Origin of the sequence: Futiania mangrovi, assembly GCF_024158125.1 — a bacterium.
Taxonomy (GTDB): Bacteria; Pseudomonadota; Alphaproteobacteria; order Futianiales; family Futianiaceae; genus Futiania; species Futiania mangrovi.
This window is the reverse complement of sequence record NZ_JAMZFT010000002.1, coordinates 774,511-794,600: the sequence shown is the minus strand read 5'-3', so window position 1 is coordinate 794,600 and position 20,090 is coordinate 774,511. Positions and strand designations below refer to the sequence as shown.

At 66.4% G+C, this 20,090-nt stretch carries 18 protein-coding genes; 6 read left to right on the top strand and 12 right to left on the bottom strand.

The window, feature by feature from the left end:
• Positions 1–34: 34 nt before the first annotated feature.
• The 10 genes from NJQ99_RS10695 to NJQ99_RS10650 all read right to left on the bottom strand — a co-directional run bounded on the left by NJQ99_RS10695 (position 35) and on the right by NJQ99_RS10650 (position 9,807).
• Entirely contained in the window at positions 35–1,000 is a 966-nt protein-coding gene (locus tag NJQ99_RS10695) for a type II secretion system F family protein (RefSeq protein WP_269332818.1), read from the bottom strand.
• A 13-nt stretch (positions 1,001–1,013) separates the two neighbouring features.
• Complete coding sequence (locus NJQ99_RS10690) at positions 1,014–2,009, bottom strand: type II secretion system F family protein (RefSeq protein ID WP_269332817.1); 996 nt, start codon at positions 2,007–2,009, stop codon at positions 1,014–1,016.
• 19 nt (positions 2,010–2,028) lie between these two features.
• Positions 2,029–3,531, bottom strand: a complete 1,503-nt coding sequence (locus tag NJQ99_RS10685) for a CpaF family protein (RefSeq protein ID WP_269332816.1) — start codon at positions 3,529–3,531, stop codon at positions 2,029–2,031.
• Between the two features lie 3 nt (positions 3,532–3,534).
• Positions 3,535–4,893, bottom strand: a complete 1,359-nt coding sequence (locus tag NJQ99_RS10680) for an AAA family ATPase (RefSeq protein ID WP_269332815.1) — start codon at positions 4,891–4,893, stop codon at positions 3,535–3,537.
• 13 nt (positions 4,894–4,906) lie between these two features.
• Complete coding sequence (locus NJQ99_RS10675) at positions 4,907–5,599, bottom strand: CpaD family pilus assembly protein (RefSeq protein ID WP_269332814.1); 693 nt, start codon at positions 5,597–5,599, stop codon at positions 4,907–4,909.
• A gap of 4 nt (positions 5,600–5,603) precedes the next feature.
• Positions 5,604–7,025 (bottom strand): type II and III secretion system protein family protein, encoded by a 1,422-nt coding sequence (locus NJQ99_RS10670; RefSeq protein ID WP_269332813.1) that lies wholly within the window; start codon positions 7,023–7,025, stop codon positions 5,604–5,606.
• The gene (gene cpaB, locus NJQ99_RS10665; RefSeq protein ID WP_269332812.1) at positions 7,022–7,897 is read right to left on the bottom strand and encodes a Flp pilus assembly protein CpaB; all 876 of its coding nucleotides are present in this window, start codon (positions 7,895–7,897) and stop codon (positions 7,022–7,024) included. Before cpaB ends, NJQ99_RS10670 begins: the two co-directional genes overlap by 4 nt.
• 218 nt (positions 7,898–8,115) lie before the next feature.
• Positions 8,116–8,631, bottom strand: coding sequence for an A24 family peptidase (locus NJQ99_RS10660; protein WP_269332811.1), 516 nt, complete (start codon positions 8,629–8,631; stop codon positions 8,116–8,118).
• A 175-nt stretch (positions 8,632–8,806) separates the two neighbouring features.
• A complete protein-coding gene (locus NJQ99_RS10655; RefSeq protein WP_269332810.1) occupies positions 8,807–8,971 on the bottom strand; it encodes a Flp family type IVb pilin in 165 nt (54 codons plus the stop codon).
• Positions 8,972–9,117: 146 nt separating this feature from the next.
• Positions 9,118–9,807, bottom strand: coding sequence for a Crp/Fnr family transcriptional regulator (locus NJQ99_RS10650; protein WP_269332809.1), 690 nt, complete (start codon positions 9,805–9,807; stop codon positions 9,118–9,120).
• Between the two features lie 160 nt (positions 9,808–9,967).
• Between NJQ99_RS10650 and NJQ99_RS10645 the strand changes: the two genes are divergently transcribed.
• Positions 9,968–10,555 (top strand): pilus assembly protein N-terminal domain-containing protein, encoded by a 588-nt coding sequence (locus tag NJQ99_RS10645; RefSeq protein WP_269332808.1) that lies wholly within the window; start codon positions 9,968–9,970, stop codon positions 10,553–10,555.
• A 327-nt stretch (positions 10,556–10,882) separates the two neighbouring features.
• On the opposite strand, the gene NJQ99_RS10640 is transcribed toward NJQ99_RS10645, so the two are convergent.
• Positions 10,883–12,802, bottom strand: coding sequence for a TadE/TadG family type IV pilus assembly protein (locus NJQ99_RS10640; RefSeq protein WP_269332807.1), 1,920 nt, complete (start codon positions 12,800–12,802; stop codon positions 10,883–10,885).
• A gap of 310 nt (positions 12,803–13,112) precedes the next feature.
• Here NJQ99_RS10640 and NJQ99_RS10635 point away from each other — a divergent pair, with 310 nt between their 5' ends.
• The 3 genes from NJQ99_RS10635 to NJQ99_RS10625 all read left to right on the top strand — a co-directional run bounded on the left by NJQ99_RS10635 (position 13,113) and on the right by NJQ99_RS10625 (position 16,197).
• Complete coding sequence (locus NJQ99_RS10635) at positions 13,113–13,694, top strand: TadE/TadG family type IV pilus assembly protein (RefSeq protein WP_269332806.1); 582 nt, start codon at positions 13,113–13,115, stop codon at positions 13,692–13,694.
• 19 nt (positions 13,695–13,713) lie between these two features.
• Positions 13,714–14,346 (top strand): TadE/TadG family type IV pilus assembly protein, encoded by a 633-nt coding sequence (locus NJQ99_RS10630; protein WP_269332805.1) that lies wholly within the window; start codon positions 13,714–13,716, stop codon positions 14,344–14,346.
• A gap of 174 nt (positions 14,347–14,520) precedes the next feature.
• On the top strand, positions 14,521–16,197 hold the full coding sequence (locus NJQ99_RS10625) for a formate--tetrahydrofolate ligase (RefSeq protein ID WP_269332804.1): 1,677 nt from the start codon (positions 14,521–14,523) through the stop codon (positions 16,195–16,197).
• Positions 16,198–16,207: 10 nt separating this feature from the next.
• Here NJQ99_RS10625 and NJQ99_RS10620 read toward each other — a convergent pair whose 3' ends face one another.
• Positions 16,208–17,458, bottom strand: a complete 1,251-nt coding sequence (locus NJQ99_RS10620; RefSeq protein ID WP_269332803.1) for a TIGR04063 family PEP-CTERM/XrtA system glycosyltransferase — start codon at positions 17,456–17,458, stop codon at positions 16,208–16,210.
• Between the two features lie 240 nt (positions 17,459–17,698).
• On the opposite strand from NJQ99_RS10620, the gene wecB reads away from it, so the two are divergent.
• Entirely contained in the window at positions 17,699–18,814 is a 1,116-nt protein-coding gene (wecB, locus tag NJQ99_RS10615; protein ID WP_269332802.1) for a non-hydrolyzing UDP-N-acetylglucosamine 2-epimerase, read from the top strand.
• Positions 18,807–20,048: a UDP-N-acetyl-D-mannosamine dehydrogenase gene (wecC, locus tag NJQ99_RS10610; RefSeq protein WP_269332801.1), complete on the top strand. Its 1,242-nt coding sequence runs from the start codon at positions 18,807–18,809 to the stop codon at positions 20,046–20,048. Before wecB ends, wecC begins: the two co-directional genes overlap by 8 nt.
• The last annotated feature ends 42 nt before the right edge of the window (positions 20,049–20,090 follow it).

Genomic DNA, 20,090 nt, shown 5'->3' with positions numbered 1-20,090 from the left:
GTCGTCCCGGCAGCATTTCCCGGTCTGGCGCCCGCTAGAGCGCCATCACCTTGAGGATCGCCGGACCGAGGATCACGACGAACAGGACCGGCAGGAAGAACACGATCATCGGAACCGTCAGCTTCGCCGGCAGGGCGGCGGCCTTCTTCTCCGCCATCGCCATCCGTTCGTCGCGGTTCTCCTGGGCCAGGACGCGCAGCGCCTGGCCGAGCGGCGTGCCATAGCGTTCCGCCTGCGTCAGCGCGGTCGTCACGGCCTTCACGCCGTCGAGGCCGGTGCGGATCGCGAGGTTCTCGAGCGCCTGGCGGCGGTCCCCGAGATAAGCAAGCTCGGCGTTGGTCAGACCCATTTCCTCGGCAAGCTCGATGGAGCTCTCGGTGATCTCCTCGGCCACCTTGTTGAAGGCCGCCTCGATCGACATGCCCGATTCCACGCAGATCAGCAGAAGGTCGAGCGCATCCGGGAAGGCGCGGCGGATCTTCTCCTGCCGCTTCTGGATCATGTTCTGCAGCCAGAGGGTCGGCATGTAGTAGCCTACGACCGCACAGAGCATGGAAAAGCCCACCCGCATCATCGGGTCGTAGCCGCTCGTGTCGATCGTGAAGAAGTAGATCAGGCCGCCGATGAACAGGATGATCGGCATCACAAGCTGGAAGAACAGGAAGGTGAAGAGCGGGCCCTGCCCGCGCATGCCAGCCTGCGTCAGCTTGATGCGGGTGTTCTTGCCTTCCAGAAGCTCGCGAAGGTTCAGGTCCTCGACGATGCGCTTCACGAGGCCGCGCGGATCCTTGGCCCGGAGGCCGACATTCTTCCGGTTCAGTTCCTCGCGCTGGCGGGCGCGCAGTTCGTCGCGCCGTGCAGCGACGGACTTGATCCGCTGCTGCGCGGCATCGCGCTCGAAATAGGGCAGCGCGACGGAAACGATCGTGGCGAAGGCGGCGATGGCCGTCAGCACCGTCACGACGAATTCCGGATTGAGCAGCGTGTCGATCCAGCCCATGCGCCAGGCCTCCTCAGAAGTCGAAGTTGATCATCTTGCGCATGACGATGACGCCCATGGACATCCACATCGCGCCGCCAAGGAGCAGCATGTTGCCCATACGCTCCGTGAAGAGCGGCATCAGGTAGTCCGGCGTCGCAAAATGCACGAGCATCATGACCAGGAAGGGCAACGCGCCGATGATCATGGCCGAGGACTTGGCCTCCGACGACATGGCGCCGATCTTGCCCTTCATCTTCTTGCGCTCGCGCAGCACGGTCGAAAGGTTGGAGAGCGCCTCCGCCAGGTTGCCGCCCGTCTTCTGCTGGATCGCGAGCACGATGGCGAAGAAGTTCAGTTCCGATGTCGGGATGCGCTCCAGCATCTTTTCCAGGGACTGATCCACGGTCACGCCGACCTTCTGCCCCGCCACGATGGTCTGGAATTCGTCCGAGACGGGCGCCCGGCACTCACGCGCAATGATGCCGAGGCACTCGTTCACCGGAAGGCCCGAGCGGATGCCGCGCACGATGATGTCGATGGCGTTCACGAATTCTGCCGTGAACCTCTTGATGCGCCGCTTCGCGAGGAAGGAGAGCAGCCAGCGCGGAAAGCCAAACCCCAGCGCGATGCCGCCGCACAGCGCGACGATGGGCGGATAGCCCCCCACGAGGAGCGCAACCGCAACCGCGAGTCCAAGCGCACCGCCCCCAAGATGCAGCGTCAGGGGCGAGATGCTGAGGCCCGCACGCTCGATCTTCATGCGCACCGAGACGCTCTTGCGCTTTGCGCGCTGCTGCTTCTCGAGCTCCTTCAGCTGCTGCTGCACGGCCTTGCGGCGCTTGGCTTCCGGGTCGCCGCGCCGGCTTTCGTCGACGGTCTCGCGCCGGCCGTTGCGCGCCACGGCCTGCATCCGCTGCTGCGCACCTTCCTTCTGCTTGATCGACCGGCCGAACAGCGCGTAGGCGATCGCGAAGATCGCAGCGCCGACCAGGATGGCGACGAGAATGATCTGAACGTCGGTACTCATGCCCGTCTCCCGTCCCCCGTCAGTCTTCGCTCAGCACTTCGAGCGCGGCGGCAAGCTCCGCCTCGCGGCCGTAATACTTCGCACGGTCCCAGAAGGCCGGACGCGCGATGCCGGTCGCGACGTGGCGGCCGATGATGCGGCCGTTCTCGTCCTCGCCCTCGATGCGGTAGTTGAGCAGGTCCTGGGTGATGACCGTGTCGCCTTCCATGCCCAGCACCTCGGTGACATGGGTGATCCGGCGCGAGCCGTCGCGCAGACGCTGCGCCTGGACGATGATGTTGAGCGCCGAGACGATCATCTCGCGGATGGTCTTGGCCGGCAGCGAGAAGCCGCCCATGGTGATCATGGATTCCAGACGGCTGATCGCCTCGCGCGGGGTGTTGGCGTGCAGCGTGCCCATGGATCCGTCGTGGCCCGTGTTCATCGCCTGCAGAAGGTCGAAGGATTCCGGGCCGCGCACCTCGCCGACGATGATCCGCTCGGGACGCATACGCAGGCAGTTCTTGACGAGGTCGCGCATGGTGATCTCGCCCTTGCCCTCCAGGTTCGGGGGGCGGGTCTCCAGACGCACCACGTGCGGCTGCTGCAGCTGAAGTTCGGCGGAGTCCTCGCAGGTGATGACGCGCTCGCCGGTATCGATGAAGGCGGTGAGACAGTTCAGCAGCGTCGTCTTGCCCGAACCCGTACCGCCGGAGATCAGAATGTTGCAGCGGACGTTCGAGGCGATCTCGAGGACCTTGGCGCCTTCCGGCGTGATCGAGTTGAAGCTGACCAGGTCGGCCATGGTCAGCTTGTCTTTCTTGAACTTACGAATGGTCAGCGTGGGGCCGTCGATCGCCAGCGGCGGCGCGATGACGTTGACGCGCGAGCCGTCCAGAAGGCGCGCGTCGCAGATCGGCGAGCTTTCGTCCACACGGCGGCCGACCTGGCTCACGATCCGCTGACAGATGTTCATCAGCTGGCCGTTGTCGCGGAATCGGATCGGCGTCAGCTCGATCTTGCCGCCGACCTCGATGTAGCACTTGTCCGCGCCGTTCACCATGATGTCGGCGATGTCGTCGCGGGCGAGCAACGGCTCGAGCGGGCCGTATCCGAGAACGTCGTTGCAGATGTCGTCGAGCAGGCGTTCCTGCTCGGCCACCGACAGGACGATGTTCTTGATCGAGATGATCTCGTTGACGATGTCGCCGATTTCGTCACGCGCGCTCGAGGCGTCGAGCTGGGCAAGCTGGGACAGGTCGATCGTGTCGATCAGCGCGTTGAAAATCGACGTCTTGACCTGGTAGTACTCGGCGGACCGTTCCTCGCGCTTGTTCGCCTGCGCGGGAGCCTGAGCGGGCGCCGCGGCGGTCTTCGCCGCCGGTGTGCCGGTGCCCGCGGTGGCAGGCCGTGCGACATCGGTCGCCGGCTTGGGCTTGGCCTTCTCGGCAGGTTTCGCCGGGCTGGGTGGCGGCGGAACCGCCGCCTTCTTCGCCCCGAATCCCGCTCCGCCTTGCGCGCCCTGAGGTCGCTTACCAAACACGCGTTAGCCCTCCTTGCCAGGCTTTGCCTTCGCAGCTTTCCGGGTCTTCGCGGCGGCAGGCTTCACTGCCTTGCCGCCCTTGCCGAACGAGAACGCCTTCAGGAAGTCGAACGGCGACTTCTTGGCGGCCTGCCGGCCGGCCCTCTCGCGCCCGATGAGCGCCCGGGCGATCTGCTCGATGGCCTCGACGGACTTTGCCTGGGCATTGATCTGCGGCAGCATGAGGCCGTTGTTGGAGGCCTCGCCGAACAGCTGGCCATCGAACGGGATGACGAACTCCGGCTCGACGGAAAGCGCCTCGGCAAACTCCTTCACCGGGATCTCCGGACGCTTCAGGACACCCGTCTGATTGACGACGACGCGCGGCGCCGGATCGTTCGGGCGCGCCTGCACCATCACGTCGAAGAGGCTCTTGGCGTTGCGCAGCGAGGCGAGATCCGGCGTCGCCGTGATGATGATCTCGTCGGCCTGGAGCATGAACCGCTTCGACCAACCGGTCCAGACGTGCGGCATGTCGATCACGACGGACGGTGCGTTCTGGCGCACCACCTCGAGCACATGCTCATAGGCGCCTTCCGGAATGTCGTAGTCCTGGTCGAGCGTGGCGGGTGCGGTGAACAGGCGCAGGTTCTCGCCGGTCTTGACCAGCAGCCGCTCGAGGAGCATGTCGTCGACGCGGTCCGGGGCCGTCAGCGCATCGAGCACCGTCTGCGTCGGATCGCGGTTGAAATCGAGTCCGAGGGTGCCGAACTCGATGTCCATGTCCATCACCACGGTGTCCTCGTGCATGGTCTCAGCCATGTACCAGGCCACGTTGTGCGCGAGCGTCGACGACCCGACACCACCCTTCGCGCCCACGAACGCAAAGGTGCGGCCCAGAGGCACCGCGGAGGGATCGTAGTAGAGAGTTGCGAACGCCTCGATCAGCTGGATCGGCGAGGTCGGCGTGACGACGTACTCGCTGACGCCCTGCCGGATCAGTTCGCGGTAGAGCATGACGTCGTTGACCGGCCCGGCGATGACGACCTTCGTCCCCGGATCGCAGACCTGCGCAAGCTCTTCCAGCTGGCGGAACAGGGCGGGGCCCACGTCGTCTGCCTCGAGCACGACGAGGTTCGGTGTCGGCATCTCGGAGAAGTGCGTGATGGCCGCCTGTACCCCGCCCATGTGAACGGAGACATGCGTCTTCACGAGGCGCCGGTCGCCGGCGGCGTCCTTCACGGCGCTCGCAAGGCCGGGCGTGATGCAGAACGCCTGGATCGTGATGCGGGGCAGCGGCTGGTCGAGGAAGGACGTCTCATGCTCGAGCACATCCTCGTGCTGCGCCTCGTAGTTCGTGGTCGGGATGACTGCCGTGCTCATGAGCTTCGCGTCCTCAATTGGTCGTGGTGGCGGTTTCGGCCGCGCTGCGCTCGGCGCCGGGCGCCTGGCCCTGGCGATAGAGGTCGAACATGAAGTCGCGGCGCTGCGCATCGGCGTCCGTGGTCACCCTCGGGCGCACGAGGTCGGCCGGATCGGCGATCATGGCCGCCAGATTGCCCTGCGACGCACAGCCAAAGCCGGGCGTCATCTCGTTGCGCGGGTTCGACGCCGTGTTGGTCGACCACTGGCCGGAGCACGGACTGCCCTCCGCCACATAGCGGTCGAAGCTGAGCCGGACCGGCGCCTCGGATGCCCCCTTCTCCGCCTCGTAGGAGACGATGTCGATCGCATCCTGCGACACGCCGACCTCGTCCATCAGCCGGACGATGCGGCTGGCGGCAGCGCGGGCAGCACCCGCGTTGGCCGACCCGCGCGGGGTCGCGATCTTCATCGGCCCGTGCCCGCGAACGAGGTACGTCTGGCCGAAGACCTTGAGGCGGTTCTCTTCCGCCGGGGTCAGGCTGAAGGGCCCCGGCGCCACGGCCACGTCGAGCGCATCGTCGACCCGCGTGACGGTGATCGGATGGCGCGCCTGCGGCGTCACCGCCTGCTCGGCTCCGTTCGGACCGGCGCAGCCGGCGGCACCGAGCGCCGCAAGGCCGGCAAGGCCGAGAAGCACGCAACGGAATGGGGTGGTGCGCTGCATGGTCTTACTCCGTGATGAAGCCGACAGGACCCTTGACCTTCGCGGCCGGGAGGGGCGCGCCCTCGGAGCCGTAGACCGCGTGCAGGCGTCCCATCAGGAAGGCGTCGTAGTTGCTGGCCGGCGCAAAGCCGTCGGTCGGCAACCGGATCTCGCTCTCGTGCGTCGGCTCGACCAGGTAGGGCGTGGCCAGGATCACGAGTTCGCTCTCGCTCGACGCGAAGTCGTTGGAGCGCATCAGGGCACCGAGGATCGGCACATCCTGCACGCCTGGCAGCGACTGCATGCCGTGTCGGGTATCCTGGCTCAGCAGGCCGGCGATGGCGAAGCTGCCACCGGAAGGCAGTTCGATCGTGGTATCCGTGCGGCGCACGCTGAGGCCCGGAATGGCGATCGCGTTCGTGATGATCGCCCCCTCCGGCGTGATGTCGGAAACCTCGGCCGAGATCTTCAGGCTGATGCGGCCCTCGCTCAGCACGACCGGCGTGAAGGCGAGCGCGACACCGAATTCCCGGAACTCGATGGTGATGCCCTCGTCGTCCCGCGACACGGGGATCGGGAACTCGCCACCCGCGAGGAAGCGCGCGGATTCGCCCGAGACCGCAACGAGCGTCGGCTCGGCGAGCGTGCGCACAAGGCCTTGCGTCTCCAGCGCGCGGACCACGGAGTCGATCGACAGGTCGCCCCGGTTGTAACCGCCGGAGATCTGGCCGTTGGACGTCGTCGAGGTGAAGCCGTTCAGCAGGTCGATCGCGCCCGAGAAGGAGCCGATCTGGAAGGCCGACTCCCAGTCGATGCCGAGCGCCTTGCCGATCGAGCGGCTCATCTCCGCGACCTTGATCTTGAGCATCACCTGCTCCTGACCGAGGATCGTCATGGCGTTCAGGATCCGGTTCTCGTCACCCATGAAGCGGGCGGCGATGTCGCGGATGTTGCGCGAGATCATCGCGCTCGGCGCCGTGCCGGTGATGATGAGGTTGTCGTTCAGCGCCTCGACCTTGATGCGGGCAGTGGGGAACTGACGCTTCAGCATCTCCTCCAGCGCGGTCAGATCGCGCTCGACCTCGATCTCGAGGTTGAGGATCTGGTTGCCCGCCGCATCGAAGAAGAAGGCGTTGGTCGAGCCGACTTCCACACCCATCAGGTAGACCTGGCGCGAGGTGCGCACCACCGCATCCACCTTGGTCGGGTTGGCGACGAGCACGTCGCGCGCATCGACCGGCAGGTTGACGATAGCCGCCTTGTTGAGCGGGAGGGTGATGCGCCGCGTGGTCGCGGTGTCGCCCTGCTGGATGCTCACGTTGAACGGCGCCTTGCCGGCCGCCTGGGCGGGTGCGACCGCCGCCGCCAGCCCCGCGCCGAGGATACCGGCGGCCAGGGCACACGCCGCGAAGGGGGTGCGCATGAGAGACATCTTCACCGTCTTCATTGCTGGGCCTGCTCTGTTTTGGTGAGGGCAACGCTGCCGCTGCGGACGATCTTCAGGACGCCGGTCTGCTGACGGGCCTCACCTGGCTGGCCGAGGCGGCCAACCGCCACGGGCATCGCGTCCTCGATGGGGGCTCCGTTCTCGCCGACATTGTCGACGAAGGGGCGAAGCGAGAGCGAGATCTCCCCGACCTTCTCTCCCAGTGCCACGAGTTCGGCCTGCTTCGGCGTCAGCTCGAGCGTCGCGGTACGGCCGACGACGGTCGGCTGGCCATCCTGCTCCGCGACCGTCTGGTCGATCGCCAGCACGCGGACATTCGCAAGGATGGTCTCCGCCGAGAAGCCCTGGCCGATCGGGACGATCTGGTCGCCCTCGCCGCGCGGCGCGGCGGCACCGGTTTCCTCGGTCTCGCGGCGTGTGACCATGACATCGACGCGGTCGCCCGGGAGGATGAAGCCGCCCGCACCGGTTTCCGGCGAGATGCGGATGGAAACCGCGCGCATCCCCTTGCGCACCAGCAGGGACATGACGCTCGCATCGCCCAGCTGGGCGACCTTCTTGAGCATGACCGGCTCGCCCGCGATGAATTCGGACCGCACGACCGCGCCGTTCAGCGTCTCGAGGATGTCCGGGTTCTCCTGGCGCGTAATGTAGTCGCCCGTGACGAACTCGCGCGGCCATTCCTGCCAGGCGAAGGCGCCGGGCTGGACCTTCTCGCCGATGCGCAAGGCATCGCGGGTGACCAGGACCTCGGAGGTTTCAATGACCGGCGGCGGAGCGGCAACGACCTGAACGGCCTCGCTCTCGCGGCTGGAGACGATGTTGCGGACCATGAACGCCGCCGCACCTGCGGCGACAACGGCCAGGACCATAATCAGAATTCGCGCTGCACTCACGGCGATGGCCCCCTCATCCAATGCATTCTGGGCGACATGTCCGGTGAGGCTAACGCTCCAGAGTTAACAAATCAGAAAAGGGCGCCTGCATTTGCCGTGGCATGGAGAAAATGTCCCGAAACGACAAGACCGGCGCGCCGCAGTGAGCACGCCGGAGTAACGTAAATACAGATCAAGAATTGATGCGTGGTGTCTCAGACGGCGGCGTGATGCATGATGTCGAGCTGCGGCAGCACCCAGAGAAGCCCCGCGGCCATCGCCACGGCATAGGGCACATCGCGCGCGCCGTCGTCCGGACGCAGCAGGCGGCGAACCCAGTCCGCCTTCAGCCAGCCGGCCGGGAACGGCGCCTTGCGCGCGAGAAGCAGCACGAGGCAGAGCGCGCCCCCCGCCAGCGCGACCGCCAGCAGGTAGAGGAGGAAATCGGAAGCCCCGACCCAGATGGCGCTGGCTGCCAGAAGCTTCGCATCCCCGCCGCCGGCGATACCCGCGGCGAACAGTGCGAAGCCGAGCACCAGGATACCCACCCCCAGGGCATAGCTCATGCCGATCTCCGCCCAGCCGACACCCGCGGCGAGCGCAAAAGGCAGAAACGCCGCCGCAAGCACGATCGACATCAGGTTGGGGATGCGGAAACTCGCAAGGTCGCTGATGCCGGCTGCAATCATGACCAGCGGAAAGATGCTGAAAAGAAGAAATGCGAGATCCACGGATACGGCCCCCGGCGGCAGACGACAGTGGCGGAAGTGTGCGGCGCACAGGGTTAACGGGAGATGAACCCGGCCCCGCGACAGCCCGCCGCCCAAAGGAAAGCCCCGGCAGCGGAAAACCGCGACCGGGGCTTTGTCTCGACGCAGCCCGAAGGCCGCGGCGGTCCTGTTCAGCTTAGCCCTTAACGGCCGTGCTGACCGAACCGAACATGTTCGACAGGTCGGTGCCGAGCGTCTGCACCGCGACGATGATCGCCACGCCGATGCCAGCCGCAATCAGGCCATACTCGATGGCCGTCGCACCAGATTCGTCCTTCAGGAACTTCTTGAGGCTCAGCATTTCTCTCTCCTTCGCTGCTAACCTTCAACCGCTGCCTGACCATCCTCCGCTGTGCCGGCCAGGAACGCATACGATGCTAGTCTTGCGGAGTTACCACCTCGTTAAGCCGGTCAGAAATTTTTCGAACCGGATTTTTTTATTTCTTTTCAATAGCCTACCAGACATTCAAGGCGATCGCGGTCGAGAACGCGAAGAACGTCGCCGCCATCCCGTATGAGTCCCTGCCCCGCCAGATGGGCAATCGCCTCGAGTTCGACCGCATCGCTGACGCCGCAACTGCGGGCCAGCTCGCCCGCCGGGGGCACCGGGGCGACCTGCCATGCGCCCTCGTGACGCGGGTCAGGGGTGCACCGGCGCAGCAGTTCCGAGAAGACCCGCCGCGGCATGCTGCGGTTGCCCTCCGCCTCGGCGGGCGCCGCGAGGAGCCGGGCCATCGCCGCCAGATGCCGCAGCATGTATTGCGCGGCATAACGATGCTCGAACAGGCAATCGCGGAAACGCGCATGGGGAAGCGCCGCAAGCGTGCAGTCGCCGAGCGCGACGACCGTGATCGGACGGGCGTCGTCGTCGAGCGCAGCCAGTTCCCCGAACATGTCGCCGGGGCCGAGGTCGAAGAAGACGATCTCGCCCGCTGCACCGGACTGCACCGCCATGCGCACCTGACCGGCGATCACGAAGAACACGTCGGCTCTGTCGTTATGGCCCATCGACAGGACGACGTCGTCTTCGCCGTGCTTGCGCCAGGTGCAGTATTGCTCCAGCGTTGCGATCTGATCGTCCGGCAGACTGTTGAAGAGCGGTACGTCGCGAAGCGTGGGCAAGGTTTGGGACAGCATGGGGCGGCTCGCACGGCAGGACAATACTAACGCGGCTCGAGGGAAGCGTCTCACGCCCATCGTTAAGGCGCTGTAAAGCAACCGCGCGCCATAGTGCGGCTTCGGTCCGGATACCCGGCACCCGAAGCGTCACGAGATTGAGGAGATCGAGGACCCGGCCATGACGGAAACCGCGAAGAAGATCGCCGGCGCCCGCCGCACCGCTTCGGTGTGTGCGCTGCTGGCCGCCGGCACGCTTGCCCTGGCCGCGACCGGGCCTGCGCTCGCCGGCTCCCCCGGCGCCGAAGCCGGACACGGCGGCGGCACGGCAGGTGCGCGCGCGGACGGCCCGAACGTCCTGCGGCTGCAAACCGACTATGCCCGCCAGTTCCCGACCGAACGCCCGGTTGGCAGCATCGTCATCGGCAATCCGACGATTGCCGACGTGTCGGTGCGTGACGACAGCTACCTGTTCCTGCACGGCCGTTCGCCGGGCCGGACGAACCTGCTGGTCTACGATCAGCAGGGCGGGCTGATCGGCGATTACCTGGTGCTCGTGACGTCGTCCCAGGAATATGTCCGCCTGCAGCGCGGCCCTGCGGCGCGCACGCACTACGCCTGCGAGCCGCGGTGCGAGCAGGTGCTGGCGGGCGACACCTCGGACGAGGCGCTGGCGAACCGCGCAGGCGCGCTGGGTACGCTGTTCAGCACGATCGACGGCCGCGCCGACCGCTCGGCCGCATCGGGCAACGCCACGGTCGACGAGTAACGAAAAGCGAAACTCCCCGGAAGCGGCTGCGGCCACGCGGCGCCCCGGACAAGCAGACGAACGCGGCGGAAGGGATACCCCCTCCGCCGCGTTTTCCTTTGGCCGCCCGCCTGGCACGGGCTTGCCGCGGGCCGAGGGACAACGCATGGGAGCGCGGCTGCGGCGCACCGACCGGGGCGCGGGACCGGTCGCGCCCCCGACGGGCAAGCGGGCCGGAGCGGGAACGTGACCGCCCCCCCCGAACAGAAAGGACCCGGCGCCATCCCTCCCTGGCGCCGGGCCCTTCCCCCCGAGTGGCGATCCCGAGAGACCGCCTGCTGCACTGTCCTAGCGATTGAGCCGGAGGTTGATCAGATCCGCGCCGATCTGGCGGAAAACCTCGAGCAGCTGGTCGTTGTTCGCGGCATCGAAGAAGTATTCCGGCGTCGTCGCGCAGGTCTTGAACATCTCCTTGGTCACACCCTGCGTCATGTCGAAGGCAACGGCGTAGACGCGGATTCCGGCATCCTCGGGCTTTTCGCGGCCGGCCTTGCGGATCTCGTCGCACACGGACTTGATGCGCTCGTCCATCGCCTGCTTTACGCCACCGGAATTGAGGGCGCTCTTCAGGCGCTCCTCGTCCTCGTGCAGACCGTACGAGTTGTAGAAGCGCTCCTTGGTGAAGTTGTCGCCGGCGGTCAGGATGATCATCGCCTTCTTCCAGACAAAGCCGCGATCGCCCTCATGATTGTACTCGAGCGCGTCGCCGAAGGGCGAGTTCGGCGACAGCATCCGCCAACCCCAGGAGATGCCTTCAGGGATGTTGGTCTCGAAGTACGCGCCCATGCGGTCGAGGCCGGCCAGCACGTCCGTGTGCCTGTCGGTCAGCAGCGTGACCGGCGGCGCGCAATTGATCGAGGGACCGTCATAGCCGTCGGCATCCCAGGTGGCGTCGTGGTCGCGCCAATAGTACTTGTTGACCCAGTAGACCTGATCCTGCTGCGACGTGGGCACGGTCTTGTACTGCGTCTTGTTGATCGTGACCTTGAAGTCGCCGAACTCGTCATTCTCGGACATCCAGCTGACATAGCCGGCCCCGTTGCCGTCGGCCGTGAAGGCGGGCACGAACAGTGTCTTCGGGTCGTCCTGACTCGGCGGCGTATCGAGGATGTCGAGATTGACCATCTGGCCGTCGATCTTGGTCGGACGGGCCTCGACACAGCCCTTCCAGGGGATGCCGAGCCGGCCGTAAAGCGCCATGTGCGTGTTGTCGACGGGCACCCGGAGGCACTTCTTGGCCTTGGGGTCGTCACAGCGCACCCACTCGCCACCACTGACGATCGGTGCGCCGGTGTTGTCCGCGCCGAAGTAGAAATTGTCGAGGTTCCGGCCGCGGTTGGCGTCGAGCGTCTGGTCGTCGCTTGCCTTGCCGACCGGGTAGTTGTCGTCCCAGCCATCGTTGTTGAGGTCGACGAACGCGGGGTCGAACCGCTTGTCCGCGATGTAGCGCCCGTTGTAGGGCGCCTGCCCCAGCGTGTCGATCATCGCCCAGGACGCGCCCGTATAGTATCGCGGATCGTTGGGTGAATAGGCCGTGTTGACGGCGAAGTCCAGCCGCTCGCCCTGCCAGTTCGGCAGTTCCGCGCGGATGTTCACGAAATCCGAAAACGGGACCAGGCCCACGCGCAGGCTGTCCGTCGCACCTTCGAGCGAGAAGATCGTGTCGACGAGGTCGCGGGCCGCGACCTTCAAACCGTCGAGCCGGGACTTCTTCGCCATGATGTTCGAATTGTCGAGCACCATCACGAGTTCCAGGCCGCCCACCTCGCGCGTGACCTCGCAGTCGGCCTGGAGGTTGACGGTGTGTACGCCCATCAGGCCCATCAGGACGGTGTCCATCTGCGCCGTGGTGCGGAACTTGAGCGTCCGCTCCTCCTTGGCGAGCAGGGTGATCTGCGGCATCGCGTTGAACGCCCAGTCACCGCCCGCGTTCACGCGGATGTAATCCTGCGCATAGGCCTGCAGCACTTCGTTCGGTTCTTCGAACCGCGTGCCTGCGGCCAGGGCCGCGGCATCGCACGAAGTCGTCAGCACCGTGTTCGCCCGCGCGATGCGCGAATAGTCGAAAGCGGCCCCCGCCGCGGCGATGATCGGCATGAAGGTGAGCCCGAAGATGAGCGCCACAGTGCCATCGCGGGACCGAAGAAACCGGGTGACGGCCTGCCGTGCAGCCGTGAAACGGAAGCTCTTGAGGAACCTGTCGCGCATCCTCGGGTCCTTTCGCGTTGATCCGACTGGTCGGACACTCGGCCTGGACGGCCGCGGAAAGAAATCGCCAATACGCAACTCGGGACTGCAGTCCAGATGCGATGGATACGCGATGACCGTGAATCATTTGAAAAGAAAAACAGTTAATGGCACTACTTGCGCAACGCCCAGGCTAAATTGCCTATAAGATTATTGTATTTATGCTTAATTTGGCTGCATTCACGTTTCGTTAAGGGAGAAGGCGTATCAGGTATCGGCTCACCGAAGTGTTGCTCGCCGGAGCGCCGAGAGATCTGAAAGCGAGGGTGGAATGCGTACCGATGTCCCCGCACCCGAACCCGAGGCACCGCCCCGCCGCGCGCGGCGGCTGCGGGTGTGCCTTCTGCCTCGCAGGTTCCGCCGCAACGAGGACGGCGCGGTGGCGATCGAGTTCGCCTTCCTCGCGCTGCCGTTCTTCTACCTGCTGATGGCGATCCTGGAGACGTCGCTCGTCTTCTTCGCCGAGATCAATCTCAACGCCGGGATGGAGCAGGCGGTCCGCCAGATCCGCACCGGAAACTTCACCGGCAGCCAGGCCGAACTGGTCGCGGAGGTCTGCGGCGGATCGACGGTGATCCCGAAGTGCACCGAAAAGGTGAAGGTGGACGTCCGCCGCATAGACGCCTTTTCCGACGCCACCGGGACGGATGCGTTCGAGCCGTGCCGCAGCGGCGTCGACCCGGATGCGTTCGGGGTCGACGTGGGTGCGGCCTCCACGGTGATGCTGGCGCGGGTCTGCTACGACTGGGAATTGTTCACGCCGTTCATGTCGAAGCTCCTGGAATTCCCGACCGGGTCCGGCTCGCGCCTGATGGCCGCGACGGGCGCGTTCCGCAACGAACCCTTCAACTGATCGAAAGGCGCGTGATCCCATGTTCAGCCGGATCAGAAAATATCTGAAGGACCGAAAGGGCGTTGCGGCGATCGAGTTCGCCCTGATCGCCCCCGTGATGCTGACCCTTTATGTCGGGTCGGCCGAGACCGTGAACCTGCTGTCCGCCGAACGGAAGATGACGAACACCTCGTCCTCTGTCGCCGACCTGATCGCGCGGGCGCGCTTCATCGACGACACGGAGCTTTCGCGCGTCTTCGAGGCTGTCGACATCATGATGCAGCCCTACGACACGTCCAAGATCAAGGCGGTCGTCTCCAGCGTCATGGCGGTGGAGGTCGACAATGGCAATGGCGCCAAGCAGCTGAAGTTCTTCGTCGGCTGGTCGGACAGCGCCAACGCGAACGACACGGCCTATGCGCAATGCACGGAGGTCACCGTGCCGAAGGCGGAGGGCGCGCTGGTGCGGAACGGTGAGAGCCTCATCGTTGCGCGCATCACGCACAGCTACACTCCCATCCTTCCGATCCCGAAGCTGGGCGGCGGCATCCTGCAGGAAGGCTTCGAGATGTCGGAAACCTTCTATCTGAAGCCGCGCCGCCTCGCCATGATCCCGCGCTGCACGAAGGCGACACAGGACGCCTGTCCGTGGACGCCGCCCAAATGCATCTGACCGCGGCGTACCGCGACCGTCACTGACGTCCGACCGGCCCGGAGCGCCCACCGCGCCCCGGGCCGTCGCTTTCGGGGGCCCGCCTGTCGGAAACCGGCGCGTTGGGCACGCGCGGTCCGTGGCTTTCTGGCACTCTCATGCGGCACGGACACGCGCAACAGGGGGAGCCCGCCGATGACCTTCGCATCCGACATCGAGATCGCCCGCGCCGCGGACATGAAGCCGATCGGCGAGATCGCGGCGAAACTGGGGATCCCAGAGGATGCGCTGGAGCAGTTCGGGAAGTCCAAGGCGAAGATCGGCGCCGACTTCGTCGCCGGGCTGAAGAACCGTCCCAACGGCAAGCTGGTGCTGGTCACCGCGATCAGTCCGACACCAGCGGGCGAGGGCAAGACGACGACCACGGTCGGCCTCGGCGACGGCCTGAACCGCATCGGCAAGCGGGCGGCGATCTGCCTCCGCGAGCCCTCGCTCGGCCCCTGCTTCGGCGTGAAGGGCGGCGCGGCGGGCGGCGGATATGCGCAAGTGGTGCCGATGGAGGACATCAACCTTCACTTCACCGGCGATTTCCACGCGATCACCGCCGCGCACAACCTGCTGTCGGCAATGATCGACAACCATATCCACTGGGGCAACGGGCTGGCACTCGACCCGCGCCGCGTCACCTGGCGGCGCGTGATGGACATGAACGACCGGGCCCTGCGCGAGATCGTGTGCGCGCTGGGCGGGGTGGCCAACGGCTTCCCGCGCGAGGGCGGTTTCGACATCACGGTCGCGTCCGAGGTCATGGCGATCCTGTGCCTCGCCACCGATCTTGCCGACCTGCGCCGCCGCCTGGGCAACATCGTCGTGGGCTACACCCGCGAGAAGCAGCCCGTGACCGCGCGCGACCTGAAGGCGGACGGGGCGATGACCGTCCTGCTGAAGGATGCGATCAAGCCGAACCTCGTCCAGACGCTGGAGAACAACCCCGCCTTCATCCACGGCGGTCCGTTCGCCAACATCGCGCACGGCTGCAACTCGGTGATGGCGACGCAGACCGCGCTGAAGCTTGCCGACTATGTGGTCACGGAAGCGGGCTTCGGCGCCGACCTGGGGGCGGAGAAATTCTTCGACATCAAGTGCCGGAAGGCAGGGCTGAAGCCCGACGCCGCCGTGATCGTGGCCACGGTCCGGGCACTGAAGATGCACGGGGGCGTGGGCCGGGACGCGCTGACGCAGGAAAACGTGGCCGCCGTGACGAAGGGGCTGGAGAACCTCGGCCGGCACCTGCGCAACGTCGGCCAGTTCGGCGTGCCGGCTGTCGTCGCGATCAACCGCTTCGTGACCGACACGGACGCCGAGGTCGAGGCCATCGGCCGCTATTGCGCGGACTATGGGGTCGTCGCCGTGCCCTGCACGCACTGGGCCGACGGGTCGAAGGGAACGGAGACGCTGGCCCGCAAGGTCGTCGAGATCGCCGAGGCGGGAACGGCACAGTTCCGTCTGCTCTACGACGACTCCATGCCGCTGTGGGAGAAGGTGCGCACCATCGCGCGCACGATCTATGGCGCGGACGACGTGATCGGCGACAAGGTCGTGCGCAACCATTTCCGCCAATACGAGGACATGGGCTACGGACGGCTGCCGGTCTGCATGGCCAAGACGCAGTACTCCTTCTCGACCGACCCGAACCTGAAGGGCGCACCCACCGGCCACGTCGTCCCGGTGCGCGAGGTGCGGCTGGCCGCGGGCGCGGAGTTCCTGGTCGTCGTCTGCGGGGAGATCATGACCATGCCCGGCCTGCCCCGCCATCCATCGGCCGAGATCATCGAGATGGACGCGGACGGCCGCATCCAGGGGCTGTTCTGAGGCAGGACGATCAGCGCGCGGGTGCCTTGACGGCGGCCGCCTGCGGGGCGCGCGGCACGTCCTTTCCGAGCACGAGCTTTTCGTAGACCGGCGCATAGCGGGCAACGCTCGCGTCCCAGTTCCGCTCGGTCTCCACGAAGCGCCGGCCCGCATTGCGAATCGCGTCCCAGCGGTCGCGGTTCGAGACGGCCTCGACGATCCGATCGGCCAGTGCGTCGACGCTGCCCGCCTTGAACAGGAAACCGGTCGCGCCGTCGCGGACAAGTTCCTTGTGCCCGCCCACGTCAGAGGCGACGAGAACGCGGCCGAGCGCCATCGCCTCCAGCGGCTTCAGGGGCGTAACCAACTCCGTCAGGCGCATCGGGTGCCGCGGGAAGGTTAGGAGATCAATGAGGCCGTAATAGCGGTTCACCTGGTCGTGCCTGACCCGGCCCGTAAAAACGACGCTCCCGTCGAGCCCCAGGCTCTGCGCCTTCGCCTTCAGCACTTCCTCCTGCGGACCGCCGCCGACCAGCAGCGCCTTGATGTCCGGACGCTGCGCGCGGATTTTCGCCAGCGCCTCGAGCAGAAGATCCAGCCCCTCGTAGGCGTAGAAGGAGCCGACGAATCCCAGCACCGTGCTCCCCTCGAGGCCGAGAGCGCGCGCGAGCTCCGCATCGCGGATCGGGGCCGCCGAGAAGTCCTTCAGGTCCACCGCGTTCGGAATGACCGTCACCTTGTCCGAAGGCAGGCCGCGGCCGACCAGATCGGCACGCAACCCCTCGCAGATCGTGAAGAGGTGGCTGACACGGCGGGCGGCCCAGGTCTCCAGCGCGCGCGTCGCGCGGTAGCGCAGCGACCCTTCGCGCGTCGTACCGTGGTCGACCGCGGCATCCTCCCAGAAGGCCCTGATCTCGTAGACGACAGGTATGCCCCGCTCCCGGCCCACGGTCAGCGCCGGCAGGGCGTTCAGAACCGGCGAATGGGCGTGAATGATGTCCGGGCGGGCTGCATCCACGACCTCGCGCAGGCGCTGCGTGGTTGCACGGACTTGCGCCCGCTCGTTGAGGATCGGAAACCTGTGGCCCGCGTCCGGGGTGCGGTGAAACGTCCAGCCGTCCACCTGCTCCGCCAGCGCCTTGCGCGCGGCCGTGTGCTTCGGCGAGGTGAGATGCACCGTCTGCCAGCCGCGTGCGCGCTGCGCCCGGAGGATGCCGAGGCTGCGAAACACGTAGCCGCTCTGCAGCGGCAGGGAGTGGTCGAAGACATGAAGGATGCGCATGACGCTACACTCGCTCCGCTCTGGTTTGTGCCGCGTTAACGACATCTCTCATTCTGGACACTTCTGGCCCGCAGCTTGCAACATCGCAGACAGGTATCCGGTGAGGATGACGTACAAGCGTCGCACGGCGGCAACGGTTCGAGAATGATACGAAATTTTCAGACGGTTGCCGCTAGTGTCCCGGCGTGAGACCTCATCCATTTCCCATTTCGCCCTGTGCAGACGGAGCATGACCGCCCCATGAGAGTTTTGAGCGTCTTCGGGACCCGGCCCGAAGCCATCAAGATGGCGCCCGTGGTGAAGGCCCTGGCCACCGCCGAGGGCGTGGAGGCGAAGGTCTGCGTCACCGGCCAGCACCGCGAGATGCTGGACCAGGTGCTCGACCTGTTCGGCATCCGGCCCGACTACGACCTCAACATCATGAAGGCCGCGCAGGGGCTCACCGACGTGACCGTCGGCGTGCTGACCGGCGTGGGCGAGGTGCTGCGCGCCTGGCGCCCGGACCGGGTGCTCGTGCACGGCGACACCACCACGACCTTCGCAGGCGCGCTCGCCGCCTTCTACGAGAAGGTGCCCGTCGGCCATGTCGAGGCCGGGCTCAGGACCGGGGACATCTATGCGCCCTGGCCGGAAGAGATGAACCGCAGGCTCGCCGGTGCGATCACCGACCTGCACTTCCCGCCGACGGAGGGTGCGGCGGCCAACCTGCGTGCCGAGAACGTCGACCCCGCCCGCATCCACGTGACCGGCAACACGGTGATCGACGCGCTGCTCGACGTCGTGGCGAAGATCGAGGCAGACGCGAACCTCGAAGCGAGCCTGGCCGCGCGCTTCCCCTTCCTGGATGCTTCCAAGCGGCTGGTGCTGGTGACCGGCCACCGGCGGGAGAATTTCGGCGGCGGACTGGAGCGCGTGTGCGGTGCGCTGCGCGACCTGGGCGCGCGCGGCGACGTGCAGGTGGTCTATCCGGTCCACCTGAACCCCAACGTGCAGAAGGCCGCGCAGGAGGTGCTGGGCGAAGCCGCCGACGTGCACCTGATCGCGCCGCAGGACTATTTGCCGTTTGTATATCTCATGCGCGCCGCGCACCTGATCGTGACCGATTCGGGCGGTATCCAGGAGGAGGCGCCCTCGCTGGGAAAGCCTGTGCTTGTGACGCGCGAGAAGACCGAGCGCCCGGAAGCCGTCGAGGCGGGCACCGTGCGCCTGGTCGGCACCGACCCCGCCCTGCTGGTCGCGGAGGCCACGCGCCTGCTCGACGACCAGGGCGCCTACGACACGATCAGCTACGCCCACAACCCCTATGGCGACGGGAAGGCCGCCGCCCGCATCCTCGAGGTGATCCAGAATGCATAGTTTCAGCCGCATCTCCGTCATCGGCCTTGGCTACATCGGACTGCCGACCGCGGCCGTGTTCGCCGACACGGGCGTCGAGGTCGTCGGCGTCGACGTGAACCAGAAGGCGATCGCGCTCATCAACTCGGGCAAGCCGCACTTCGGCGAACCGAACCTCGACGCGCTGGTCCGCCGGGTGGTGGAGACGGGCAAGCTGAAGGCGACCGATGTTCCGGAAGCGGCCGACGCCTTCATCATCGCAGTGCCGACACCCTTCAAGGACGGGCACGTGCCCGACCTTTCCTATATCGAGGCGGCGGCGCGGGCGATCGCGCCGGTGCTGAAGAAGGGCGACCTGGTCGTGCTGGAATCGACCTCGCCCGTCGGCGCGACGGAGCAGCTGTCGGCCTGGCTCGGCGCGGCGCGCACCGACCTCAGCTTCCCGCACGAGAAGGGAGAGCTTGCCGACGTGCAGGTCGCGCACTGCCCGGAGCGGGTGCTGCCGGGCAAGATCCTGCACGAGGTCGTGAACAACGCCCGCGTGATCGGCGGCATGTCGCGGCGCTGTGCGCAGCGCGCGCTCGCGCTCTACCGCATCGTGGTCAAGGGCGAGTGCCACGTGACGACCGCGCGCACGGCGGAGATGGCCAAGCTGACGGAAAACGCCTTCCGAGACGTCAATATCGCCTTCGCCAACGAGCTGTCGGTGATCTGCGACAAGCTGAAGATCAATGTCTGGGAACTCATCAAGATGGCGAACCTGCATCCGCGGGTGAACATCCTGAACCCCGGGCCGGGCGTTGGCGGGCACTGCATCGCAGTCGATCCGTGGTTCATCGTCTCGACCGCACCGCAGGAGGCGCGCATCATCCGCATGGCCCGCGAGATCAACGACGCCAAGCCGGACTTCGTCGTCTCCAAGGTGTGCGAGCGCGCTCAGGACCTGAAGAACCCGCGCATCGCGTGCCTCGGCCTCTCCTACAAGGCGGACGTGGACGACCTGCGCGAAAGCCCGGCGGTCGAGATCGTCGAGAAGCTGGCGGCCGAGAACGTGGGCGAACTGCTGATCGTCGAGCCGCACATCGGCGAGCTGCCGAAGCGGCTGGCCGACAAGGGGCTGACGCTGACCGACTTCGACGTCGCAATGGAGAAGGCGAACCTCGTGGTCCTGCTGGTCGACCACATGGTGTTCCAGACCGTCGACCGCGACGTCCTGAAGGACAAGTTCGTCATCGACACCCGCGGCGCCTGGTAGGCGCGGGCGCGCTTGCAGCCTTGCGCGCTTGCAAGCGCCCCC

What these genes read in the sequence shown, in the direction of transcription:
- NJQ99_RS10695 (WP_269332818.1), bottom strand. Translation starts at nt 1,000, where the DNA reads ATGGGCTGGATCGACACGCTGCTCAATCCGGAATTCGTCGTGACGGTG.
- NJQ99_RS10690 (WP_269332817.1), bottom strand. Translation starts at nt 2,009, where the DNA reads ATGAGTACCGACGTTCAGATCATTCTCGTCGCCATCCTGGTCGGCGCT.
- NJQ99_RS10680 (WP_269332815.1), bottom strand. Translation starts at nt 4,893, where the DNA reads ATGAGCACGGCAGTCATCCCGACCACGAACTACGAGGCGCAGCACGAG.
- NJQ99_RS10675 (WP_269332814.1), bottom strand. Translation starts at nt 5,599, where the DNA reads ATGCAGCGCACCACCCCATTCCGTTGCGTGCTTCTCGGCCTTGCCGGC.
- NJQ99_RS10670 (WP_269332813.1), bottom strand. Translation starts at nt 7,025, where the DNA reads ATGAAGACGGTGAAGATGTCTCTCATGCGCACCCCCTTCGCGGCGTGT.
- cpaB (WP_269332812.1), bottom strand. Translation starts at nt 7,897, where the DNA reads ATGGTCCTGGCCGTTGTCGCCGCAGGTGCGGCGGCGTTCATGGTCCGC.
- NJQ99_RS10655 (WP_269332810.1), bottom strand. Translation starts at nt 8,971, where the DNA reads ATGCTGAGCCTCAAGAAGTTCCTGAAGGACGAATCTGGTGCGACGGCC.
- NJQ99_RS10650 (WP_269332809.1), bottom strand. Translation starts at nt 9,807, where the DNA reads ATGCTGTCCCAAACCTTGCCCACGCTTCGCGACGTACCGCTCTTCAAC.
- NJQ99_RS10645 (WP_269332808.1), top strand. Translation starts at nt 9,968, where the DNA reads ATGACGGAAACCGCGAAGAAGATCGCCGGCGCCCGCCGCACCGCTTCG.
- NJQ99_RS10640 (WP_269332807.1), bottom strand. Translation starts at nt 12,802, where the DNA reads ATGCGCGACAGGTTCCTCAAGAGCTTCCGTTTCACGGCTGCACGGCAG.
- NJQ99_RS10635 (WP_269332806.1), top strand. Translation starts at nt 13,113, where the DNA reads ATGCGTACCGATGTCCCCGCACCCGAACCCGAGGCACCGCCCCGCCGC.
- NJQ99_RS10630 (WP_269332805.1), top strand. Translation starts at nt 13,714, where the DNA reads ATGTTCAGCCGGATCAGAAAATATCTGAAGGACCGAAAGGGCGTTGCG.
- NJQ99_RS10625 (WP_269332804.1), top strand. Translation starts at nt 14,521, where the DNA reads ATGACCTTCGCATCCGACATCGAGATCGCCCGCGCCGCGGACATGAAG.
- NJQ99_RS10620 (WP_269332803.1), bottom strand. Translation starts at nt 17,458, where the DNA reads ATGCGCATCCTTCATGTCTTCGACCACTCCCTGCCGCTGCAGAGCGGC.
- wecB (WP_269332802.1), top strand. Translation starts at nt 17,699, where the DNA reads ATGAGAGTTTTGAGCGTCTTCGGGACCCGGCCCGAAGCCATCAAGATG.
- wecC (WP_269332801.1), top strand. Translation starts at nt 18,807, where the DNA reads ATGCATAGTTTCAGCCGCATCTCCGTCATCGGCCTTGGCTACATCGGA.